Genomic DNA, 15,752 nt, shown 5'->3' with positions numbered 1-15,752 from the left:
AAGGGATGGGTGACTCAAGCGCGTTTCTTGTACAGCTTCGGCTCGCCCGGTGGACGGCTCTTGAAGCGGCGATGGGCCCAGAGGTATTGCTCAGGGCACTCGCGCAAGGCGCCTTCGACCCACTGATTGATGCGGATGCAGTCGGCCTCTTCGGTCTCGCCGGGGAACCCTTCGAGCGGCGCATGAATCGTCAACCGATAACCGCTGCCGTCCGCCAGACGCTCCTGGGTGAACGGCACCACCAGCGCCTTGCCCAGCCGCGCAAATTTGCTGGTGGCCGTGACCGTCGCCGCCTGAATCCCGAACAGCGGCACAAAAATACTTTGCTTGGCGCCGTAGTCCTGATCCGGTGCGTACCAGATCGCCCGACCGGCCCGCAGCAACTTGAGCATGCCGCGCACGTCGTCGCGCTCCACCGCCAGCGAATCGAGGTTGTGCCGCTCGCGGCCCCGGCGCTGGATGTAGTCGAACAACGGATTCTTGTGCTCGCGGTACATGCCGTCGATGGTGTGCTGCTGCCCCAACAGCGCCGCGCCGATTTCCAGCGTGGTGAAATGCACCGCCATCAGGATCACGCCCTTGCCTTCGCGCTGGGCCTTTTTCAGATGCTCCAGGCCTTCGACATGGGCCAGCTTCGCCAGCCGCTCGCGCGACCACCACCAGCTCATGGCCATTTCAAAGAAAGCGATGCCGGTGGAGGCGAAGTTTTCCTTGAGCAGGCGTTTGCGCTCGTCGGCGGACTTTTCAGGGAAACACAGTTCCAGATTGCGCTTGGCAATGCGCCGTCGGTCGCCGGCCAGCCGATACATCAGTGCACCGAGCAGGCGACCGATAAACAGCAACGCCGGATACGGCAACTGAACAATCAGCCACAACAGCCCCAAGCCACACCACAGCGGCCAGAAACGCGGCATAAGAAATGTTTTTCGAAAACGCGGGCGATCCATTAAAGGTTCCGGAAAGACAATGGCCGCGCATTCTACATCGTTCGACCCGGCTTGCGGCTTGCGGGCGTTCTCGTTATAAGTCTCGGCACTTTTAGTGACAAGCCGTTGTATGCCGACCATGAGCCAAACCGAACCGCAAGACCAGGATCCCGTGTTCCAGTTGAAGGGCAGCATGCTCGCCATTACGGTGCTGGAGCTGGCCCGCAACGACCTCGAGAACCTTGATCGGCAACTGGCCGCCAAGGTCGCCCAGGCGCCCAATTTCTTCAGCAACGCGCCGCTGGTGCTGGCCCTGGACAAACTCCCGGCCAGTGAAGGCGCCGTTGATCTGCCGGGCGTGATGCGTGTGTGCCGCCAACATGGCCTGCGCACCCTGGCGATCCGTGCCAGCCGCATCGAAGACATCGCCGCCGCCATCGCGGTGGATTTGCCGGTGTTGCCGCCGTCCGGCGCCCGTGAGCGTCCTCTTGATCCGCTCGAAGGCGCCGTCAAGAAAAAGCCGGAAAAACCGCCTGAGCCGACCATCAAACCGACGAAAATCATCACGTCGCCCGTACGCGGTGGCCAGCAGATTTATGCCCAGGGCTGCGATCTGGTGGTGATCTCCTCGGTCAGCCCGGGTGCGGAACTTCTCGCCGATGGGAACATCCATGTATACGGTCCGATGCGCGGTCGCGTGTTGGCCGGGGTCAAAGGCGACACGAAAGCCAGGATTTTCTGTCAGCAGATGAGCGCTGAACTGGTCTCCATCGCCGGCCACTACAAGGTTTCCGAGGATTTGCGCCGTGACCCTTTGTGGGGGGCGGGCGTGCAAGTCAGCCTGTCAGGTGACGTGTTGAACATCATTCGGCTTTAACGGATACTGCCGCATTTTCCAAGCATCTCTAAAACGTAGCGAAAACGGCTCAAACGAAGTAGGAAAAAGGCCAAACGCAGTGTTTATCGCTGTTCTGGACCGGATTCCAGCCAAGGCTGTCCGACTGCAGTAGTTTTTCAAGAGATGTTTTTCAGGGGCTAAAAGTCCTTTTCCTTAGGGGTGAAACACCTTGGCCAAGATTCTAGTGGTTACATCCGGCAAGGGTGGTGTGGGTAAGACCACCACCAGCGCCGCTATCGGTACCGGCCTCGCACTGCGCGGCCACAAAACAGTGATCGTCGACTTCGACGTCGGTTTGCGTAACCTCGACCTGATCATGGGTTGCGAGCGCCGCGTGGTGTATGACTTCGTCAACGTTGTGAATGGCGAAGCCAACCTGCAACAAGCCCTGATCAAAGACAAACGCCTGGAAAACCTCTACGTCCTGGCCGCCAGTCAGACCCGCGACAAAGACGCGCTGACCGTGGAAGGCGTTGAAAAAGTCCTGATGGCGTTGAAAGAAGACTTCGAATACGTGGTCTGCGACTCCCCGGCCGGCATCGAGAAAGGCGCCCACCTGGCCATGTACTTCGCTGATGAAGCGATTATCGTGACCAACCCGGAAGTGTCCTCGGTACGTGACTCGGACCGCATGCTGGGCCTGCTGGCCAGCAAATCCCGTCGCGCCGAAAAGGGCGAAGATCCGATCAAGGAACACTTGCTCCTGACCCGCTACAACCCGCAGCGTGTCAGTGATGGCGAAATGCTGGGCGTCGAAGACGTCAAGGAAATCCTGGCGGTCGCCCTGCTGGGTGTCATCCCGGAATCCCAAGCGGTACTCAAGGCCTCCAACTCGGGCGTGCCCGTGATTCTCGACGACCAGAGCGACGCCGGTCAGGCGTACAGCGATGCGGTCGATCGTCTGCTGGGCAAATCCGTGGAACATCGTTTTCTCGATGTGACGAAGAAGGGCTTCTTCGAGCGCCTGTTTGGAGGTAGATAATGAATCTTTTTGACTTCTTTCGTGCCAGCAAAAAGGTCAGCACCGCGTCGGTAGCGAAAGAGCGTCTACAGATCATCGTGGCGCATGAACGCGGCCAGCGCAGTACGCCGGACTACTTGCCAGCCTTGCAGAAGGAACTGGTGGAAGTGATCCGCAAGTACGTCAATATCGGGTCCGACGACGTGCACGTCGCGCTGGAAAACCAGGGCAGCTGCTCGATTCTGGAACTCAATATCACCCTGCCGGATCGCTAGTCGATCCAGCGGGAGCCACGGCGGCGCAGGCTCTTATGCACTCCGTAGGAGCGAAGCTTGCTCGCGAACAGAGGCAACTCGGTGTATCTGATAGACCGAGGTGACGCATTCGCGAGCAAGCTTCGCTCCTACAGAGTGCGGGGGCCTGAGTCGCCGTTGGCGTTTGTTACGAGGCTGTTTTAATGCCGTTGTCCAACATCCGCATCATCCATCAGGACGCCGCCGTACTGGTGGTGGATAAACCGACCCTGCTGCTCTCTGTCCCTGGCCGGGCCGATGACAACAAGGACTGCCTGATCACTCGCCTGCAAGAAAACGGCTACCCGGAAGCGCGAATCGTCCATCGCCTGGATTGGGAAACGTCCGGAATCATTCTGTTGGCCCGTGACCCAGACACACATCGCGAGCTGTCTCGGCAATTTCACGACCGCGAAACCGAAAAAGCCTACACCGCCCTGTGCTGGGGACAACCGGAACTGGACAGCGGCAGCATCGACCTGCCCTTGCGCTACGATCCGCCGACCAAGCCACGCCACGTGGTGGACCATGAGTTCGGCAAACATGCCCTGACCTTCTGGCGAGTGCTGGAGCGTTGTGGCGATTGGTGCCGCGTCGAACTGACGCCGATCACCGGCCGCTCCCACCAGTTGCGCGTGCACATGCTTTCCATCGGCCACCCGCTGCTGGGTGACGGGCTTTATGCCCACGAACAGGCCCTGACCGCCTGGCCGCGTTTGTGCCTGCACGCCAGCATGCTCAGCTTCACCCATCCGCAAACCGGTGAACGCTTGCGCTTCGAATGTCCCGCACCGTTTTAAGCACTGCCTGACACGCAGTCGCCTGCTTTAGCAAAAGGATACCCATCCCGATGAGCTTTACCGAATTCCCGGCAACACCCGTCAAGAAAACCCGAAATCAACTGCTCTACCTGATCTATGGCAGCCAGGACGTTTACCGGCGCGAAGCCAAATTCAGTATCTTGACCGCGCTGTCCCACGCGAAGAACGGCAAGCTCCCGAGCATCCGCATCCTCACGGATCGCCCTCAGGACTACGCCGGCTGGCCGGTCGAAACGGTCTTGCTGACCCAGGAAACCCTGACCCTGTGGCAAGGCGAAAACGGCTATCACCATCGCCGCAAGGCCTGCGCGATTGCCGCCGGCCTGCAGTTTGCGGAAAAAACCCTGTTCGTCGATACCGACACGCTGTTCACCAGCGATCCGAACCTGATCTTCAACCAGATCCAGCCGCAGCACTACTTGATGGATCGCTTCGAGTACGACTGGCAGAACGTGTGTGAACGCCCCGAATACGTGAAGCTCGGCGGTTGCCTGCACGCTCACGGCGTCACTGCGGACAACGGTTTCAAGCTGTACAACAGCGGATTGTGTGGCGTGACCGACCGCGACGCCGGGCTGTTCGAAGAGTCCATCAAGTACATCGACGAATGGACCCGGGACGGCTTCGACATCCACACCATCGAGCAGATCGCCTTGTCGTTCGCCATGCGCGACAAACCGATTTATGAAGCCCGAAAATACATCTATCACTACTTTGCGGAAAAACGCTTTTTCCATGCGATGCAGGCGTATTTTTTCTCTCAGCATGGCGAGCGGTTCAGCCAGCGGCTGGTTGAATTGTGCCGGGACGTGCCACGGGTCAAACCCTTCCCTTCGGCCTGGCAGCGGCTGAAAATCAAATGGAAACTGCGCAACCAGAGTGGCGCCCTGCGCAAGGTCGGCCGCGATCTGCTTTACGGCAGCGCGGCGCCCGATCACCCGTACTACACGGCCTGCCGCCACGAATGGTGGGAGTGTGCCTCGCGGGAGATCCTTCGTTGGGACCAGGCGCAACAGAAAAAGCTGCTGGAGACCCATCAGAACGGCTGGCCCCGGCAATTGCCCAAGCCTGAAAAGCCTGAAGATGAGCGGATCATCATGAAGTACCTGAAAAAGCGGGTAGAGGCTGCCAGCTGACGTGACCGGCTCACGTCATGCCCAAAGGCCCCGGCCAATACGTTAAACTCCCGCCCACTGCTGTCTGGAGCTTCTTATGCGCGAAGAGTTGAACCAAGGCCTGATCGACTTCCTCAAGGCCTCCCCTACCCCGTTTCATGCCACTGCCAGCCTTGTTCAGCGTCTGGAAGCGGCGGGTTTTGTGCGCCTTGACGAGCGCGAGCCCTGGACTACCGAAGCCAACGGTCGTTACTACGTCACCCGTAACGACTCGTCCATTGTCGCGGTCAAGATGGGCCGTCATTCGCCGCTGCATGGCGGTATTCGCCTGGTCGGCGCCCACACCGACAGCCCGTGCCTGCGGGTCAAGCCGCAGCCGGAACTGCAGCGCCAGGGTTTCTGGCAACTGGGCGTCGAAGTCTATGGTGGTGCGTTGCTGGCGCCGTGGTTTGACCGCGACTTGTCCCTGGCCGGCCGCGTGACGTTCCGCCGCGACGGCAAGGTCGAGAGCCAGTTGATCGACTTCAAGGCACCGATCGCTACCATCCCGAACCTGGCGATCCACCTCAACCGTGAAGCCAATATGGGCTGGGCCATCAACGCCCAGACCGAACTGCCGCCGATCCTCGCGCAATTTGCCGGTGACGAGCGCGTGGACTTCCGTGCCGTGCTCACCAATCAGCTGGCGCTGGAACATGGCTTGAATGCCGACGTGGTGCTCGATTACGAGCTGAGCTTCTACGATACGCAAAGCGCTGCGATCATCGGCCTGCACGGCGACTTCATCGCCGGCGCGCGCCTGGACAACCTGCTGTCGTGCTATGCCGGCCTGCAAGCCTTGCTGACCGCTGAAACCGACGAAACCTGCGTGCTCGTGTGCAACGACCACGAAGAAGTCGGTTCCTGCTCGGCCTGCGGCGCCGATGGCCCGATGCTTGAGCAAACCTTGCGTCGCCTGCTGCCTGAAGGTGACGAATTCGTTCGCACCATTCAGAAATCCCTGCTGGTCTCGGCCGACAACGCCCACGGCGTGCACCCCAACTATGCGGAAAAGCACGACGCCAACCACGGCCCGAAACTCAACGCCGGCCCGGTGATCAAGGTCAACAGCAACCAGCGCTACGCCACCAACAGCGAAACCGCCGGGTTCTTCCGCCATCTGTGCATGGCCGAAGAAGTGCCGGTGCAAAGCTTCGTGGTGCGCAGCGACATGGGCTGCGGCTCGACCATCGGCCCGATCACCGCCAGCCACCTGGGCGTGCGCACCGTGGACATCGGCCTGCCGACGTTCGCCATGCACTCGATCCGCGAACTGTGCGGCAGCCATGACCTGGCCCACCTGGTCAAAGTGCTGAGCGCGTTCTACGCCTGCCAGGAATTGCCGTAACTCGACCCAACGACCAACCTGTAGTGAGGATATTCATCTGTGGCGAGGGGATTTATCCCCGCTGGGCTGCGCAGCGGCCCCGAAACTGGCACCGCGGTCTCTCAGGCAGACCGCATTCGCTGGCTTTGCGACCGCTGCGCGGTCGAACGGGGATAAATCCCCTCGCCACAGAAGCTTTCCATCTACACATATTGCGTTTTATGTGTGGCCCGTCGCTGACACACATCACCACCGATCCCCCAAAAGCCACCTAGACTTTAAATACTCCCTCCGACAAGGCAGTCGCCCATGATCTCTATGTCCTCGTTCCACGCCATGCTCATCCCCATTCTTGCCGGGATGATCATGCTGGCCATCGGCTTCAATTTCCGCGATAAAAACGCCGGCGTGTTCGCCATGTGGATCGGCATGCTGACGATCCTCGCCACCGTGGTGTTCAAGATCCTCGCCAAACTCAACGAATAAATCCTCCCCCTTGGCTCGCATTGATTTTGACGGGCTCGTACACTCGGCCGATCTGTTTATCCCAAGGTTGACCGCCTAGTGTTCGCTCGTCTTTTCGCCCTGCCGTGTTTCCTCCTTGTCTGCCTGATGACGCTGCTGCCGATGACGCCTGCCCAGGCGGTCGGCTTGCCGGGGCTGCTCGGCAGCTCGTCAAAAGCCCAGCCGGAGGCGCAAGAACCGCTGGGGCAGTCGCTGGACGAAGTCATCAAGTCGCTGGAGAACGATCAGCAGCGCAGCAAACTGCTGGCGGATCTGAAGAAGCTGCGCGACGTCACCAAAAAAGCCCAGCCGACCGCTGAACAAGGCGTACTCGGCCTGATCGGCGGCACGCTGGCCACCTTCGAAAAGCAGTTCTCCGGAGCGGGCAGTCCGCTGACGCGCTGGTCCGAGGAGTTTGATCTGGCCAAGGACGAACTCGCGGCACTGATGCTGCCGGCCAGCGAGTGGCTGCCGATCATCTTTGCCTTCGCGATGATTCTGATGGTCTGGAGCCTGCTGGCCGCTGCGCTGATCTGGGTCAGTCACCGGGTACGCCTGCGCTTCGGCCTGACCGAAGAACTGCCGCAACACCCCAAGGCCCTCGACATGTTGCGCTTCGCACTGCGCAAACTCGGGCCGTGGCTGATTGCCTTGGTCATCACGGTCTACATGAGTTACGCCTTGCCTTCGTCACTGGGCAAAAGCCTCGCCATGGTGCTGGCCTATGCGCTGGTGGTTGGCACCTGTTTTTCGGCGATCTGCGTGATCGCGTTTTCCTTGCTCGACGGCCCGCATCGCCACCGCGCCTTGTACATCCTGCGCCATCAAGCCTTCCGGCCGCTGTGGCTGATCGGCAGTTTCGCCGCGTTCGGTGAAGCGCTGAGCGATCCGCGTCTGGTCGCCAGCCTCGGCAGTCACCTGGCTCACACCGCCGCCACCGTCGCCAACGTGCTGGCGGCGCTGTCCACCGGGTTGTTCATCCTGCGTTTCCGTCGGCCGATCGCCCACTTGATCCGCAACCAGCCGTTGTCCCGACGCCTGACCCGCCGCGCGCTCAGCGACACCATCGATATTCTCGGCACCTTCTGGTACGTGCCGGCCCTGGTGTTGGTGGGCATCTCGCTGTTCGCCACGTTTGTCTCTGCCGGCGACACCAGCACCGCACTGCGTCAGGCACTGATCTGCACGGTGTTGCTGGTGTTGTGCATGGTCATCAACGGCCTGGTGCGCCGCCATTCGCTGAAACCGCAACGGGGTGTGAAGCGTCATGCGTTGTATTCGGAGCGCCTGAAAAGCTTCTTCTACACCCTCGCCCATCTCGTGGTCTGGCTGGTCTTTATCGAACTGGGCCTGCGGGTCTGGGGCATGTCGCTGATTGCCTTCACTGAAGGCGAAGGCCATGAAGTCAGCGTCAAACTGTTCAGCCTCGCCGGCACGCTGATTTTTGCCTGGCTGATCTGGATTCTCAGCGACACCGCAGTGCATCACGCCCTCACCCGCTCGCGCAAAGGCCTGGCCAACGCCCGCGCACAGACGATGATGCCGCTGATCCGCAACGTGTTGTTCGTGGCGATTTTCATCATTGCGCTGATCGTCGCGCTGGCGAACATGGGCATGAACGTCACGCCACTGCTGGCCGGTGCCGGCGTGATCGGCCTGGCCATTGGTTTCGGTGCGCAGTCGCTGGTCGCGGACTTGATCACCGGCCTGTTCATCATCATCGAAGACTCCCTGGCCATCGACGACTACGTGGACGTCGGCGGCCACCTTGGCACCGTCGAAGGCCTGACCATCCGCACCGTGCGCCTGCGAGACATCGACGGCATCGTGCATACCATTCCGTTCAGCGAAATCAAAAGCATCAAGAACTACTCCCGGGAATTCGGCTACGCGATCTTCCGGGTGGCGGTGCCCGCCAGCATGGACATCGACGAGGCGATCAAACTGATGCGCGAAGTCGGCCAGAAAATGCGCACCGACCCGCTGCAACGGCGCAACATCTGGTCGCCGCTGGAGATTCAGGGTGTCGAGAGTTTCGAGTCGGGCAACGCGATTCTTCGGGCGCGGTTCAAGACTGCGCCGATCAAACAGTGGGAAGTTTCACGAGCGTTCAATTTGTCGCTGAAGCGGCATCTGGATGAGGCCGGGATGGACCTGGCGACACCACGGATGAGTGTGCAGGTGATAACCGCGGGTGGTGGCCCGCAGAAGGATGTGTCCGCTACCTGATTTATAGGGTGGCTGAGAGGCCGCCATCGCGAGCAGGCTCGCTCCCACTTTGGAGTGCATTTCAATGTGGGAGCGAGCCTGCTCGCGATGGCCACGACGCGGTTTATCTGACTAAACCACATCAACACCCACATGAATCGCATCATGCCGCCAAAACTCCAGGTCACAATCGATCAGCCGCTCATGCTGATCGTAATTGACCCGGGCAATCCGCAACCCCGGGCTCCCCACCGACACCCGTAACGCTGCCGCCGCATCCACCGACAACGCCGTCGGCACGATCTCGAAACGCACCCGGCCGTAGTGCAGATCGTAATGCCTGGCGTACAGCTCGGTGATCGACTGATTCAGATCGAACTCCAGAATCCCCGGAAAGTACTGCGGATTCAGGTAGTGCTCCACGTACAACACCAGCCGCTCATCAATGCGCCGCGCCCGGCAGATCTGGATCACGCTGGACAGCGCCGGCAACTGCAACCACGCACACACCGCCGCCGACGCCGGCTGTAACCGCGCCGAGATCACCTCGGTCGACGGCACCCGCCCCTGCGCACTGACCATCGCGTGAAAGTGACTGCGCTGCATCAGGTTGTAGGCCAGGCGCGGTGGCGACACGAACCAGCCACGGCGTTCCTCGCGATAAATCTGCCCCTGGGCCTCCAGTTGCAACAATGCTTCACGCACGGTAATGCGCGTGGTACCGAACAACTCACTGAGCTTGCGCTCGGCCGGCAGTTTGCTCCCGGGCGCCAACAGGCCATGGTCGAGCTGTTCTTGCAGAACCTGCCCGATGGCTGTCACCGCTTTGGTGGTCTCGATGCGCATCAACGTTACCTATCTGGACTAGACCAGCACTGTTTCGGGGCAGAAACCGTGATTCAAACCGGCTCCTTCAACTTCCTGCAAGCCTAGGCACTGCGTGTGACTGGCAGATGACAAAGCCGCCGAACGGTTGCGCAAGACACCTGCAAATTCACGGCCAAGTCCTTTCGGATCAGCCCTTTAGCCATGGTCTACGCTTACTCGCAAGCCTGAGCGTTACCGCGTGAAAAATGTAGGCCGACCGATCGTCGACATCAAAATGTCATCAGCGGCGCCTAAATTGGCTCAGGTATTGCTGACCTAGACCAACACAACCGCAATCGCAGCGTGAAAACGCCCAAAGGAGCTTCGGATGAAAAAGCTTTTCCTGGCATCACTGTTAGGCTCGACCATTGCCATGTGCAGCGCCGCCATGGCCGCTGATGATTTGAAAACCCTGGAAGCCGCTGCGAAAGCGGAAGGCGCGGTCAATAGCGTCGGCATGCCCGATGACTGGGCCAACTGGAAAGGCACCTGGGCAGACCTGGCCACAAAATACGGCTTGAAACACATCGACACCGACATGAGCTCGGCGCAGGAAATCGCCAAGTTCGCCGCCGAGAAAGACAACGCCAGCGCCGACATCGGCGACGTTGGTGCAGCCTTCGGCCCGATCGCGGTCAAACAAGGCGTGGTGCAACCTTACAAACCAAGCACCTGGGATCAGATCCCGGACTGGGCCAAAGACAAGGACGGCAACTGGGCGCTGGCGTACACCGGCACCATCGCGTTCATCGTCAACAAGAAGCTGCTGCACGGTTCCGAAGCCCCGACCAAATGGGCTGACCTGAAAACCGGTAAATACAAAGTCTCGATCGGTGACGTGAGCACCGCCGCACAGGCCGCCAACGGTGTACTGGCCGCGGCACTGGCCAACGGTGGCGACGAGAAGAACCTGCAGCCCGCGCTGTTGCTGTTCGCAGACATCGCCAAACAGGGCCGCCTGTCCATGGCCAACCCGACCATCGCCACGATGGAAAAGGGTGAAATCGAAGTCGGCGTGGTCTGGGACTTCAACGGCCTGAGCTACAAAGCCAAGATGGCCAACCCGGATGATTACGTGGTGCTGATCCCGTCCGACGGTTCGGTGATTTCCGGCTACACCACCATCATCAACAAATACGCGAAGAACCCGAACGCCGCCAAGCTGACCCGCGAATACATCTTCAGCGATGCCGGTCAGATCAACCTGGCGAAAGGCAACGCCCGTCCGATCCGCGCCGAGCACATCAAGTTGCCGGCAGACGTGCAGGCCAAGCTGCTGCCTAACGAGCAGTACAAAAAGGTCACGCCGATCAAAGACGCGGATGCGTGGGAAAAGACTTCCAAGGCTTTGCCGCAGAAGTGGAACGAAGAAGTCCTCGTCGAGATGAAATAACCCTGTAAAACCCCACATTGGAGATCCACTGGAGATCCAATGTGGGAGCGAGCCTGCTCGCGATAGCGGACTTACATTCAGCACATATGTTGACTGACACGCCGCCATCGCGAGCAGGCTCGCTCCCACAGGGGAATTGGTTGCGTACCTGAATCATCTGTTTCGCGGAGTTTTGCCCTATGAAGCACAACGTCATCCTTGTCGTGCTCGACGGCCTCAACTACGAGGTCGCGCGCCACGCCATGGGGCACCTGCAGGCTTATGTCGGCGCAGGACGCGCGGCACTCTACAAACTGGAGTGCGAACTGCCGGCCCTGTCCCGACCGCTTTACGAATGCATCCTTACCGGCGTCCCGCCGATCGAGAGCGGCATCGTCCACAACAACGTCTCGCGCCTGTCCAACCAGCGCAGCATTTATCACTACGCCACGGATGCCGGGCTGACCACCGCCGCCGCGGCCTATCACTGGGTCAGCGAGCTGTATAACCGCTCGCCGTTCGTGGCCGCCCGGGATCGTCACACCGACAGCCCCGACCTGCCGATCCAGCACGGTCACTTCTACTGGAACGATCACTATCCGGATTCGCACCTGTTCGCCGACGCCGAAAACCTGCGTCTGCGCCACGCGCCGAACTTCTTGTTGATCCACCCCATGAACATCGACGACGCCGGGCACAAGCACGGCCTCGACACTGCGCAATACCGCAACAGTGCACGCTTCGCCGACATCTTCATCGCCGACTACCTGCAAGGCTGGCTTGACGCCGGCTATCAGGTGCTGGTGACCGCCGACCACGGCATGAACAACGACCGCTCTCACAACGGTCTGCTGCCCGAAGAACGCGAAGTGCCGCTGTTCGTGCTCGGCGACGCCTTCAGTTTCAATGCCGATGCGGCGCCGAAACAAACACAAATCTGCGGCACTGTCTGCGAGTTGCTGGGCGTGGCCCACGACAAACCTGTCTGCCGGGAGCTGCTCAAGTGAACTCCATGACCCGTGGCAAGTGGCTGGCAGCGTTGTGCCTGGTACCTTTCGCCCTGTTCTTTATCGTGTTCGAGATCGCCCCGCTGGTCTGGGTAATGATCAACAGCCTGCAATCGGAAGAGTTCGGCTGGGGCCTGGCCAACTTCACCAAGATCTTCAATTCGAAGTTCTATATGCAGGCGATCCAGTACAGCCTCGAGATCAGTTTCTGGTCCAGCGTATTCGGCATCATCATCGCGGTACTCGGCGCCTATTCCCTGCGTCGGGTCGATTCGAAACTGCGTAACTTCGTGAATGCTTTCGCCAACATGACCAGCAACTTCGCCGGTGTACCTTTGGCCTTCGCGTTCATCATCCTGCTGGGCTTCAACGGCAGCTTCACCATCATGCTCAAGCAGGCCGGGATCATTCAGGACTTCAACCTGTACTCGAAAACCGGGTTGATCATTCTCTACACCTACTTCCAGATTCCATTGGGTGTGCTGCTGCTCTACCCGGCCTTCGACGCCCTGCGCGAAGACTGGCGTGAGTCCGCCGAACTGCTCGGCGCCAACGGCTGGCAGTTCTGGCGGCACATCGGTTTGCCAGTGCTGACGCCTGCGCTGCTGGGCACCTTCGTGATCTTGCTGGCCAACGCCCTTGGCGCCTACGCCACGGTCTACGCGCTGACTACCGGCAACTTCAACGTGCTGCCGATCCGCATCGCGGCGATGGTGTCCGGCGACATTTCCCTTGATCCGAACCTGGCCAGCGCCCTGGCCGTGGTGCTCGTGGCATTGATGACCCTGGTGACCATCGTGCATCAACTGCTGTTGAAGAGGAGCTACCATGTCTCGCGCTGAACTGGGCCCCGTCGGTGTCTATCACCGCGTCGTGGTGTATGTGCTGTTCGCCATTCTGTTGCTGCCGCTGGCCGGGACGCTGATCTACTCGATCGCCAGCAGTTGGTCGGCGACGATTCTGCCCAGCGGCTTTACCTTCAAGTGGTACATCCAGCTGTGGAGCGATCCGCGTTTTCTGCATGCCTTCGGGCAGTCGCTGCTGGTGTGTGTCGGTGCGCTGATTTTGTCGGTGGTGCTGATTCTGCCGCTGCTGTTCGTGGTGCATTACCACTTCCCGAAACTTGATGCACTGATGAACATCCTGATCCTGCTGCCCTTCGCTGTGCCGCCGGTAGTGTCATCGGTGGGGCTGTTGCAGCTCTATGGTTCCGGGCCGTTTGCGATGGTCGGTACGCCGTGGATTCTGATCGGCTGCTACTTCACCATCGCGCTGCCATTCATGTACCGGGCGATCACCAACAACCTGCAAGCGATCAACCTGCGCGACCTGATGGACGCCGCGCAGTTGCTCGGCGCCAGCACTTGGCAAGCGGCGTTCCTGGTGGTGCTGCCGAACCTGCGCAAGGGTTTGATGGTGGCGTTGCTGCTATCGTTCTCGTTCCTGTTCGGTGAGTTCGTGTTCGCCAACATCCTGGTCGGCACCCGCTACGAAACCCTGCAGGTCTACCTCAACAACATGCGTAACAGCAGCGGCCACTTCACCAGCGCGCTGGTGATTTCCTACTTCTTCTTTGTGCTGGTTCTGACCTGGGCGGCCAATATCTTGAACAAGGACAAAAGCGAATGAGCTATGTCAGCGTCCAACACCTGCAAAAAAGCTATGCCGGCACCCCGGTGTTCAGCGATATCGACTGCGAGATCCAGAAAGGTGAGTTCGTCACACTCCTCGGTCCTTCCGGTTGCGGCAAATCCACGCTGTTGCGTTGCATCGCCGGCCTGACGTCGGTGGATGGCGGCAAGATTCTGCTCGATGGCGTCGACATCGTGCCGTTGAGCCCGCAGAAACGCGGGATCGGCATGGTCTTCCAGAGCTACGCGCTGTTCCCGAACATGACCGTAGAGCAAAACGTCGCCTTCGGCTTGCGCATGCAGAAGGTCAACGCCGACGACAGCCAAAAGCGCGTCGCCGAAGTGCTGGCACTGGTGGAACTGAAGGACTTCGCCGCGCGATATCCGCACCAACTGTCGGGTGGCCAGTGCCAGCGCGTGGCCCTCGCCCGCTCCTTGGTCACGCGGCCACGGCTGTTGTTGCTGGATGAACCGCTGTCGGCCCTCGATGCGCGGATTCGCAAGCACCTGCGCGAACAGATCCGTCAGATCCAGCGCGAACTCGGTTTGACCACGATTTTCGTCACACACGATCAGGAAGAAGCCCTGACGATGTCTGACCGGATTTTCCTGATGAATCAGGGAAAGATCGTACAGAGCGGCGACGCCGAAACCCTCTACACGGCGCCAGTGGATGTGTTTGCCGCAGGTTTTATCGGCAACTACAACCTGCTGGACGCCGACAGTGCCTCGAAACTGCTGCAGCGGCCGATCAGCCATCGCATTGCGATTCGCCCGGAAGCCATCGAGCTGAGCCTGAACGGCGAGCTTGATGCGCAAGTGCGCAGCCACAGTTTGCTGGGCAACGTGATTCGTTATCGGGTTGAAGCCCGGGGTGTGGAATTGGTGGTGGATGTACTGAACCGCTCGGCGGCCGATCTGCACCCCGATGGTCAGCGCCTGGCACTTTCCATCGATCCGACGGCCCTGCGTGAGGTAGCCTGATGCCTTTGTTGATGTCGAAGAGAGAACTGCACTGATGGCCCTGGCAATTTTTGATCTGGACGAAACCCTGATTCACGGCGACTGCGCCACCCTCTGGAGCGAGCAAATGGGTCGCCTGGGCTGGGTCGATCCCGAGTCGTTCATGCGTCAGAACAACGAACTGATGGACGCTTACAGCCACGGCAAGTTGCGGATGGAAGAGTACATGGATTTCAGCCTGGAACCGATGATCGGGCGCACACCGGAAGAGGTCGACCATCTGGTCGGGCCTTGGGTGGAAGACTATATCGAGCCGATCATTTTCAGTGATGCCACCAAAGCCATCGCGGCCCATCGCAAGGCCGGCGACCGGATCCTGGTGATTTCGGCGTCGGGTACGCACCTGGTCAGGCCGATTGCCGACCGGCTGGGCATCGACGAGATTCTCGGCATTGAACTGGAAGTGGCGCATGGGGTGTATAGCGGCCACACCGTTGGAACGCTGACGTACCGCGAAGGCAAGATCGTTCGATTGCTGGAGTGGCTGGATGCGGAAGAGGAAAATCTGGAAGGCGCGAGTTTCTATTCCGATTCGCGTAACGATTTGCCGCTGCTATTGAAGGTGGATTTCCCACATGCGGTGAATCCGGATCCGGTGTTGCTGGAGCACGCCGAAAAGGCCGGCTGGCCGATCCATCTCTGGAAATAACCGATACCCCTGTAGGAGCGAGGCTTGCCCGCGAAGAACGATGACGCGGTCTCACTGGTAAACCGCGACGCCTCATTCGCGGGCAAGCCTCGCTCCTACAGGGTCAGTGTG

General features: G+C 59.9%; 16 protein-coding genes. 14 read left to right on the top strand and 2 right to left on the bottom strand.

Annotation, left to right across the window (positions count from 1 at the left end):
- Positions 1-14: 14 nt before the first annotated feature.
- A complete protein-coding gene (locus ACA053_RS08635; protein ID WP_497395018.1) occupies positions 15-947 on the bottom strand; it encodes a lipid A biosynthesis lauroyl acyltransferase in 933 nt (310 codons plus the stop codon).
- Positions 948-1,065: 118 nt separating this feature from the next.
- Between ACA053_RS08635 and minC the strand changes: the two genes are divergently transcribed.
- The 8 genes from minC (at position 1,066) to ACA053_RS08595 (ending at position 9,113) form a co-directional block, all read left to right on the top strand.
- Positions 1,066-1,803 carry a septum site-determining protein MinC gene (gene minC, locus ACA053_RS08630; protein WP_497316606.1) on the top strand — a complete coding sequence of 246 codons (738 nt, stop codon included), beginning with the start codon at positions 1,066-1,068 and terminating at the stop codon, positions 1,801-1,803.
- 190 nt (positions 1,804-1,993) lie between these two features.
- A complete protein-coding gene (minD, locus tag ACA053_RS08625) occupies positions 1,994-2,806 on the top strand; it encodes a septum site-determining protein MinD (RefSeq protein WP_109628724.1) in 813 nt (270 codons plus the stop codon).
- The gene (gene minE / locus ACA053_RS08620) at positions 2,806-3,060 is read left to right on the top strand and encodes a cell division topological specificity factor MinE (RefSeq protein ID WP_007898843.1); all 255 of its coding nucleotides are present in this window, start codon (positions 2,806-2,808) and stop codon (positions 3,058-3,060) included. The genes minD and minE overlap by 1 nt, the downstream gene beginning before the upstream one ends.
- 182 nt (positions 3,061-3,242) lie before the next feature.
- Positions 3,243-3,878: an RluA family pseudouridine synthase gene (locus tag ACA053_RS08615; protein WP_109628722.1), complete on the top strand. Its 636-nt coding sequence runs from the start codon at positions 3,243-3,245 to the stop codon at positions 3,876-3,878.
- 50 nt (positions 3,879-3,928) lie between these two features.
- On the top strand, positions 3,929-5,035 hold the full coding sequence (locus ACA053_RS08610) for a hypothetical protein (RefSeq protein ID WP_497395016.1): 1,107 nt from the start codon (positions 3,929-3,931) through the stop codon (positions 5,033-5,035).
- A 76-nt stretch (positions 5,036-5,111) separates the two neighbouring features.
- Positions 5,112-6,401 carry a M18 family aminopeptidase gene (locus tag ACA053_RS08605; RefSeq protein WP_497316603.1) on the top strand — a complete coding sequence of 430 codons (1,290 nt, stop codon included), beginning with the start codon at positions 5,112-5,114 and terminating at the stop codon, positions 6,399-6,401.
- Positions 6,402-6,689: 288 nt separating this feature from the next.
- A complete protein-coding gene (locus tag ACA053_RS08600; protein WP_178082289.1) occupies positions 6,690-6,866 on the top strand; it encodes a hypothetical protein in 177 nt (58 codons plus the stop codon).
- Positions 6,867-6,944: 78 nt separating this feature from the next.
- Entirely contained in the window at positions 6,945-9,113 is a 2,169-nt protein-coding gene (locus ACA053_RS08595) for a mechanosensitive ion channel family protein (protein ID WP_109628716.1), read from the top strand.
- Positions 9,114-9,224: 111 nt separating this feature from the next.
- On the opposite strand, the gene ACA053_RS08590 is transcribed toward ACA053_RS08595, so the two are convergent.
- Positions 9,225-9,938, bottom strand: a complete 714-nt coding sequence (locus ACA053_RS08590; protein ID WP_008030372.1) for a UTRA domain-containing protein — start codon at positions 9,936-9,938, stop codon at positions 9,225-9,227.
- A 349-nt stretch (positions 9,939-10,287) separates the two neighbouring features.
- On the opposite strand from ACA053_RS08590, the gene ACA053_RS08585 reads away from it, so the two are divergent.
- From ACA053_RS08585 to ACA053_RS08560, 6 genes are all read left to right on the top strand, one after another.
- Positions 10,288-11,352, top strand: a complete 1,065-nt coding sequence (locus ACA053_RS08585; RefSeq protein ID WP_497316601.1) for an ABC transporter substrate-binding protein — start codon at positions 10,288-10,290, stop codon at positions 11,350-11,352.
- A 179-nt stretch (positions 11,353-11,531) separates the two neighbouring features.
- A complete protein-coding gene (locus tag ACA053_RS08580; RefSeq protein ID WP_497395014.1) occupies positions 11,532-12,338 on the top strand; it encodes an alkaline phosphatase family protein in 807 nt (268 codons plus the stop codon).
- Positions 12,339-12,343: 5 nt separating this feature from the next.
- Positions 12,344-13,180: an ABC transporter permease gene (locus tag ACA053_RS08575; protein ID WP_497318202.1), complete on the top strand. Its 837-nt coding sequence runs from the start codon at positions 12,344-12,346 to the stop codon at positions 13,178-13,180.
- On the top strand, positions 13,167-13,967 hold the full coding sequence (locus ACA053_RS08570; RefSeq protein ID WP_403100910.1) for an ABC transporter permease: 801 nt from the start codon (positions 13,167-13,169) through the stop codon (positions 13,965-13,967). The genes ACA053_RS08575 and ACA053_RS08570 overlap by 14 nt, the downstream gene beginning before the upstream one ends.
- A complete protein-coding gene (locus tag ACA053_RS08565) occupies positions 13,964-14,953 on the top strand; it encodes an ABC transporter ATP-binding protein (protein ID WP_497316598.1) in 990 nt (329 codons plus the stop codon). The genes ACA053_RS08570 and ACA053_RS08565 overlap by 4 nt, the downstream gene beginning before the upstream one ends.
- Positions 14,954-14,987: 34 nt before the next feature.
- Entirely contained in the window at positions 14,988-15,641 is a 654-nt protein-coding gene (locus ACA053_RS08560; RefSeq protein WP_497316596.1) for an HAD family hydrolase, read from the top strand.
- Positions 15,642-15,752: the final 111 nt, after the last annotated feature.

The sequence above is a fragment of the Pseudomonas sp. LBUM1672 genome (assembly GCF_059695655.1).
Note: the sequence above shows the minus strand (reverse complement) of the source record. Positions and strands in the feature narration are given on the sequence as shown.

Excerpts from the sequence above, each read along its gene's own strand:
- ACA053_RS08635 (WP_497395018.1), bottom strand. The coding sequence starts at position 947 with ATGGATCGCCCGCGTTTTCGAAAAACATTTCTTATGCCGCGTTTCTGG.
- minC (WP_497316606.1), top strand. The coding sequence starts at position 1,066 with ATGAGCCAAACCGAACCGCAAGACCAGGATCCCGTGTTCCAGTTGAAG.
- minE (WP_007898843.1), top strand. The coding sequence starts at position 2,806 with ATGAATCTTTTTGACTTCTTTCGTGCCAGCAAAAAGGTCAGCACCGCG.
- ACA053_RS08615 (WP_109628722.1), top strand. The coding sequence starts at position 3,243 with ATGCCGTTGTCCAACATCCGCATCATCCATCAGGACGCCGCCGTACTG.
- ACA053_RS08610 (WP_497395016.1), top strand. The coding sequence starts at position 3,929 with ATGAGCTTTACCGAATTCCCGGCAACACCCGTCAAGAAAACCCGAAAT.
- ACA053_RS08605 (WP_497316603.1), top strand. The coding sequence starts at position 5,112 with ATGCGCGAAGAGTTGAACCAAGGCCTGATCGACTTCCTCAAGGCCTCC.
- ACA053_RS08600 (WP_178082289.1), top strand. The coding sequence starts at position 6,690 with ATGATCTCTATGTCCTCGTTCCACGCCATGCTCATCCCCATTCTTGCC.
- ACA053_RS08590 (WP_008030372.1), bottom strand. The coding sequence starts at position 9,938 with ATGCGCATCGAGACCACCAAAGCGGTGACAGCCATCGGGCAGGTTCTG.
- ACA053_RS08585 (WP_497316601.1), top strand. The coding sequence starts at position 10,288 with ATGAAAAAGCTTTTCCTGGCATCACTGTTAGGCTCGACCATTGCCATG.
- ACA053_RS08580 (WP_497395014.1), top strand. The coding sequence starts at position 11,532 with ATGAAGCACAACGTCATCCTTGTCGTGCTCGACGGCCTCAACTACGAG.
- ACA053_RS08575 (WP_497318202.1), top strand. The coding sequence starts at position 12,344 with ATGACCCGTGGCAAGTGGCTGGCAGCGTTGTGCCTGGTACCTTTCGCC.
- ACA053_RS08570 (WP_403100910.1), top strand. The coding sequence starts at position 13,167 with ATGTCTCGCGCTGAACTGGGCCCCGTCGGTGTCTATCACCGCGTCGTG.
- ACA053_RS08565 (WP_497316598.1), top strand. The coding sequence starts at position 13,964 with ATGAGCTATGTCAGCGTCCAACACCTGCAAAAAAGCTATGCCGGCACC.
- ACA053_RS08560 (WP_497316596.1), top strand. The coding sequence starts at position 14,988 with ATGGCCCTGGCAATTTTTGATCTGGACGAAACCCTGATTCACGGCGAC.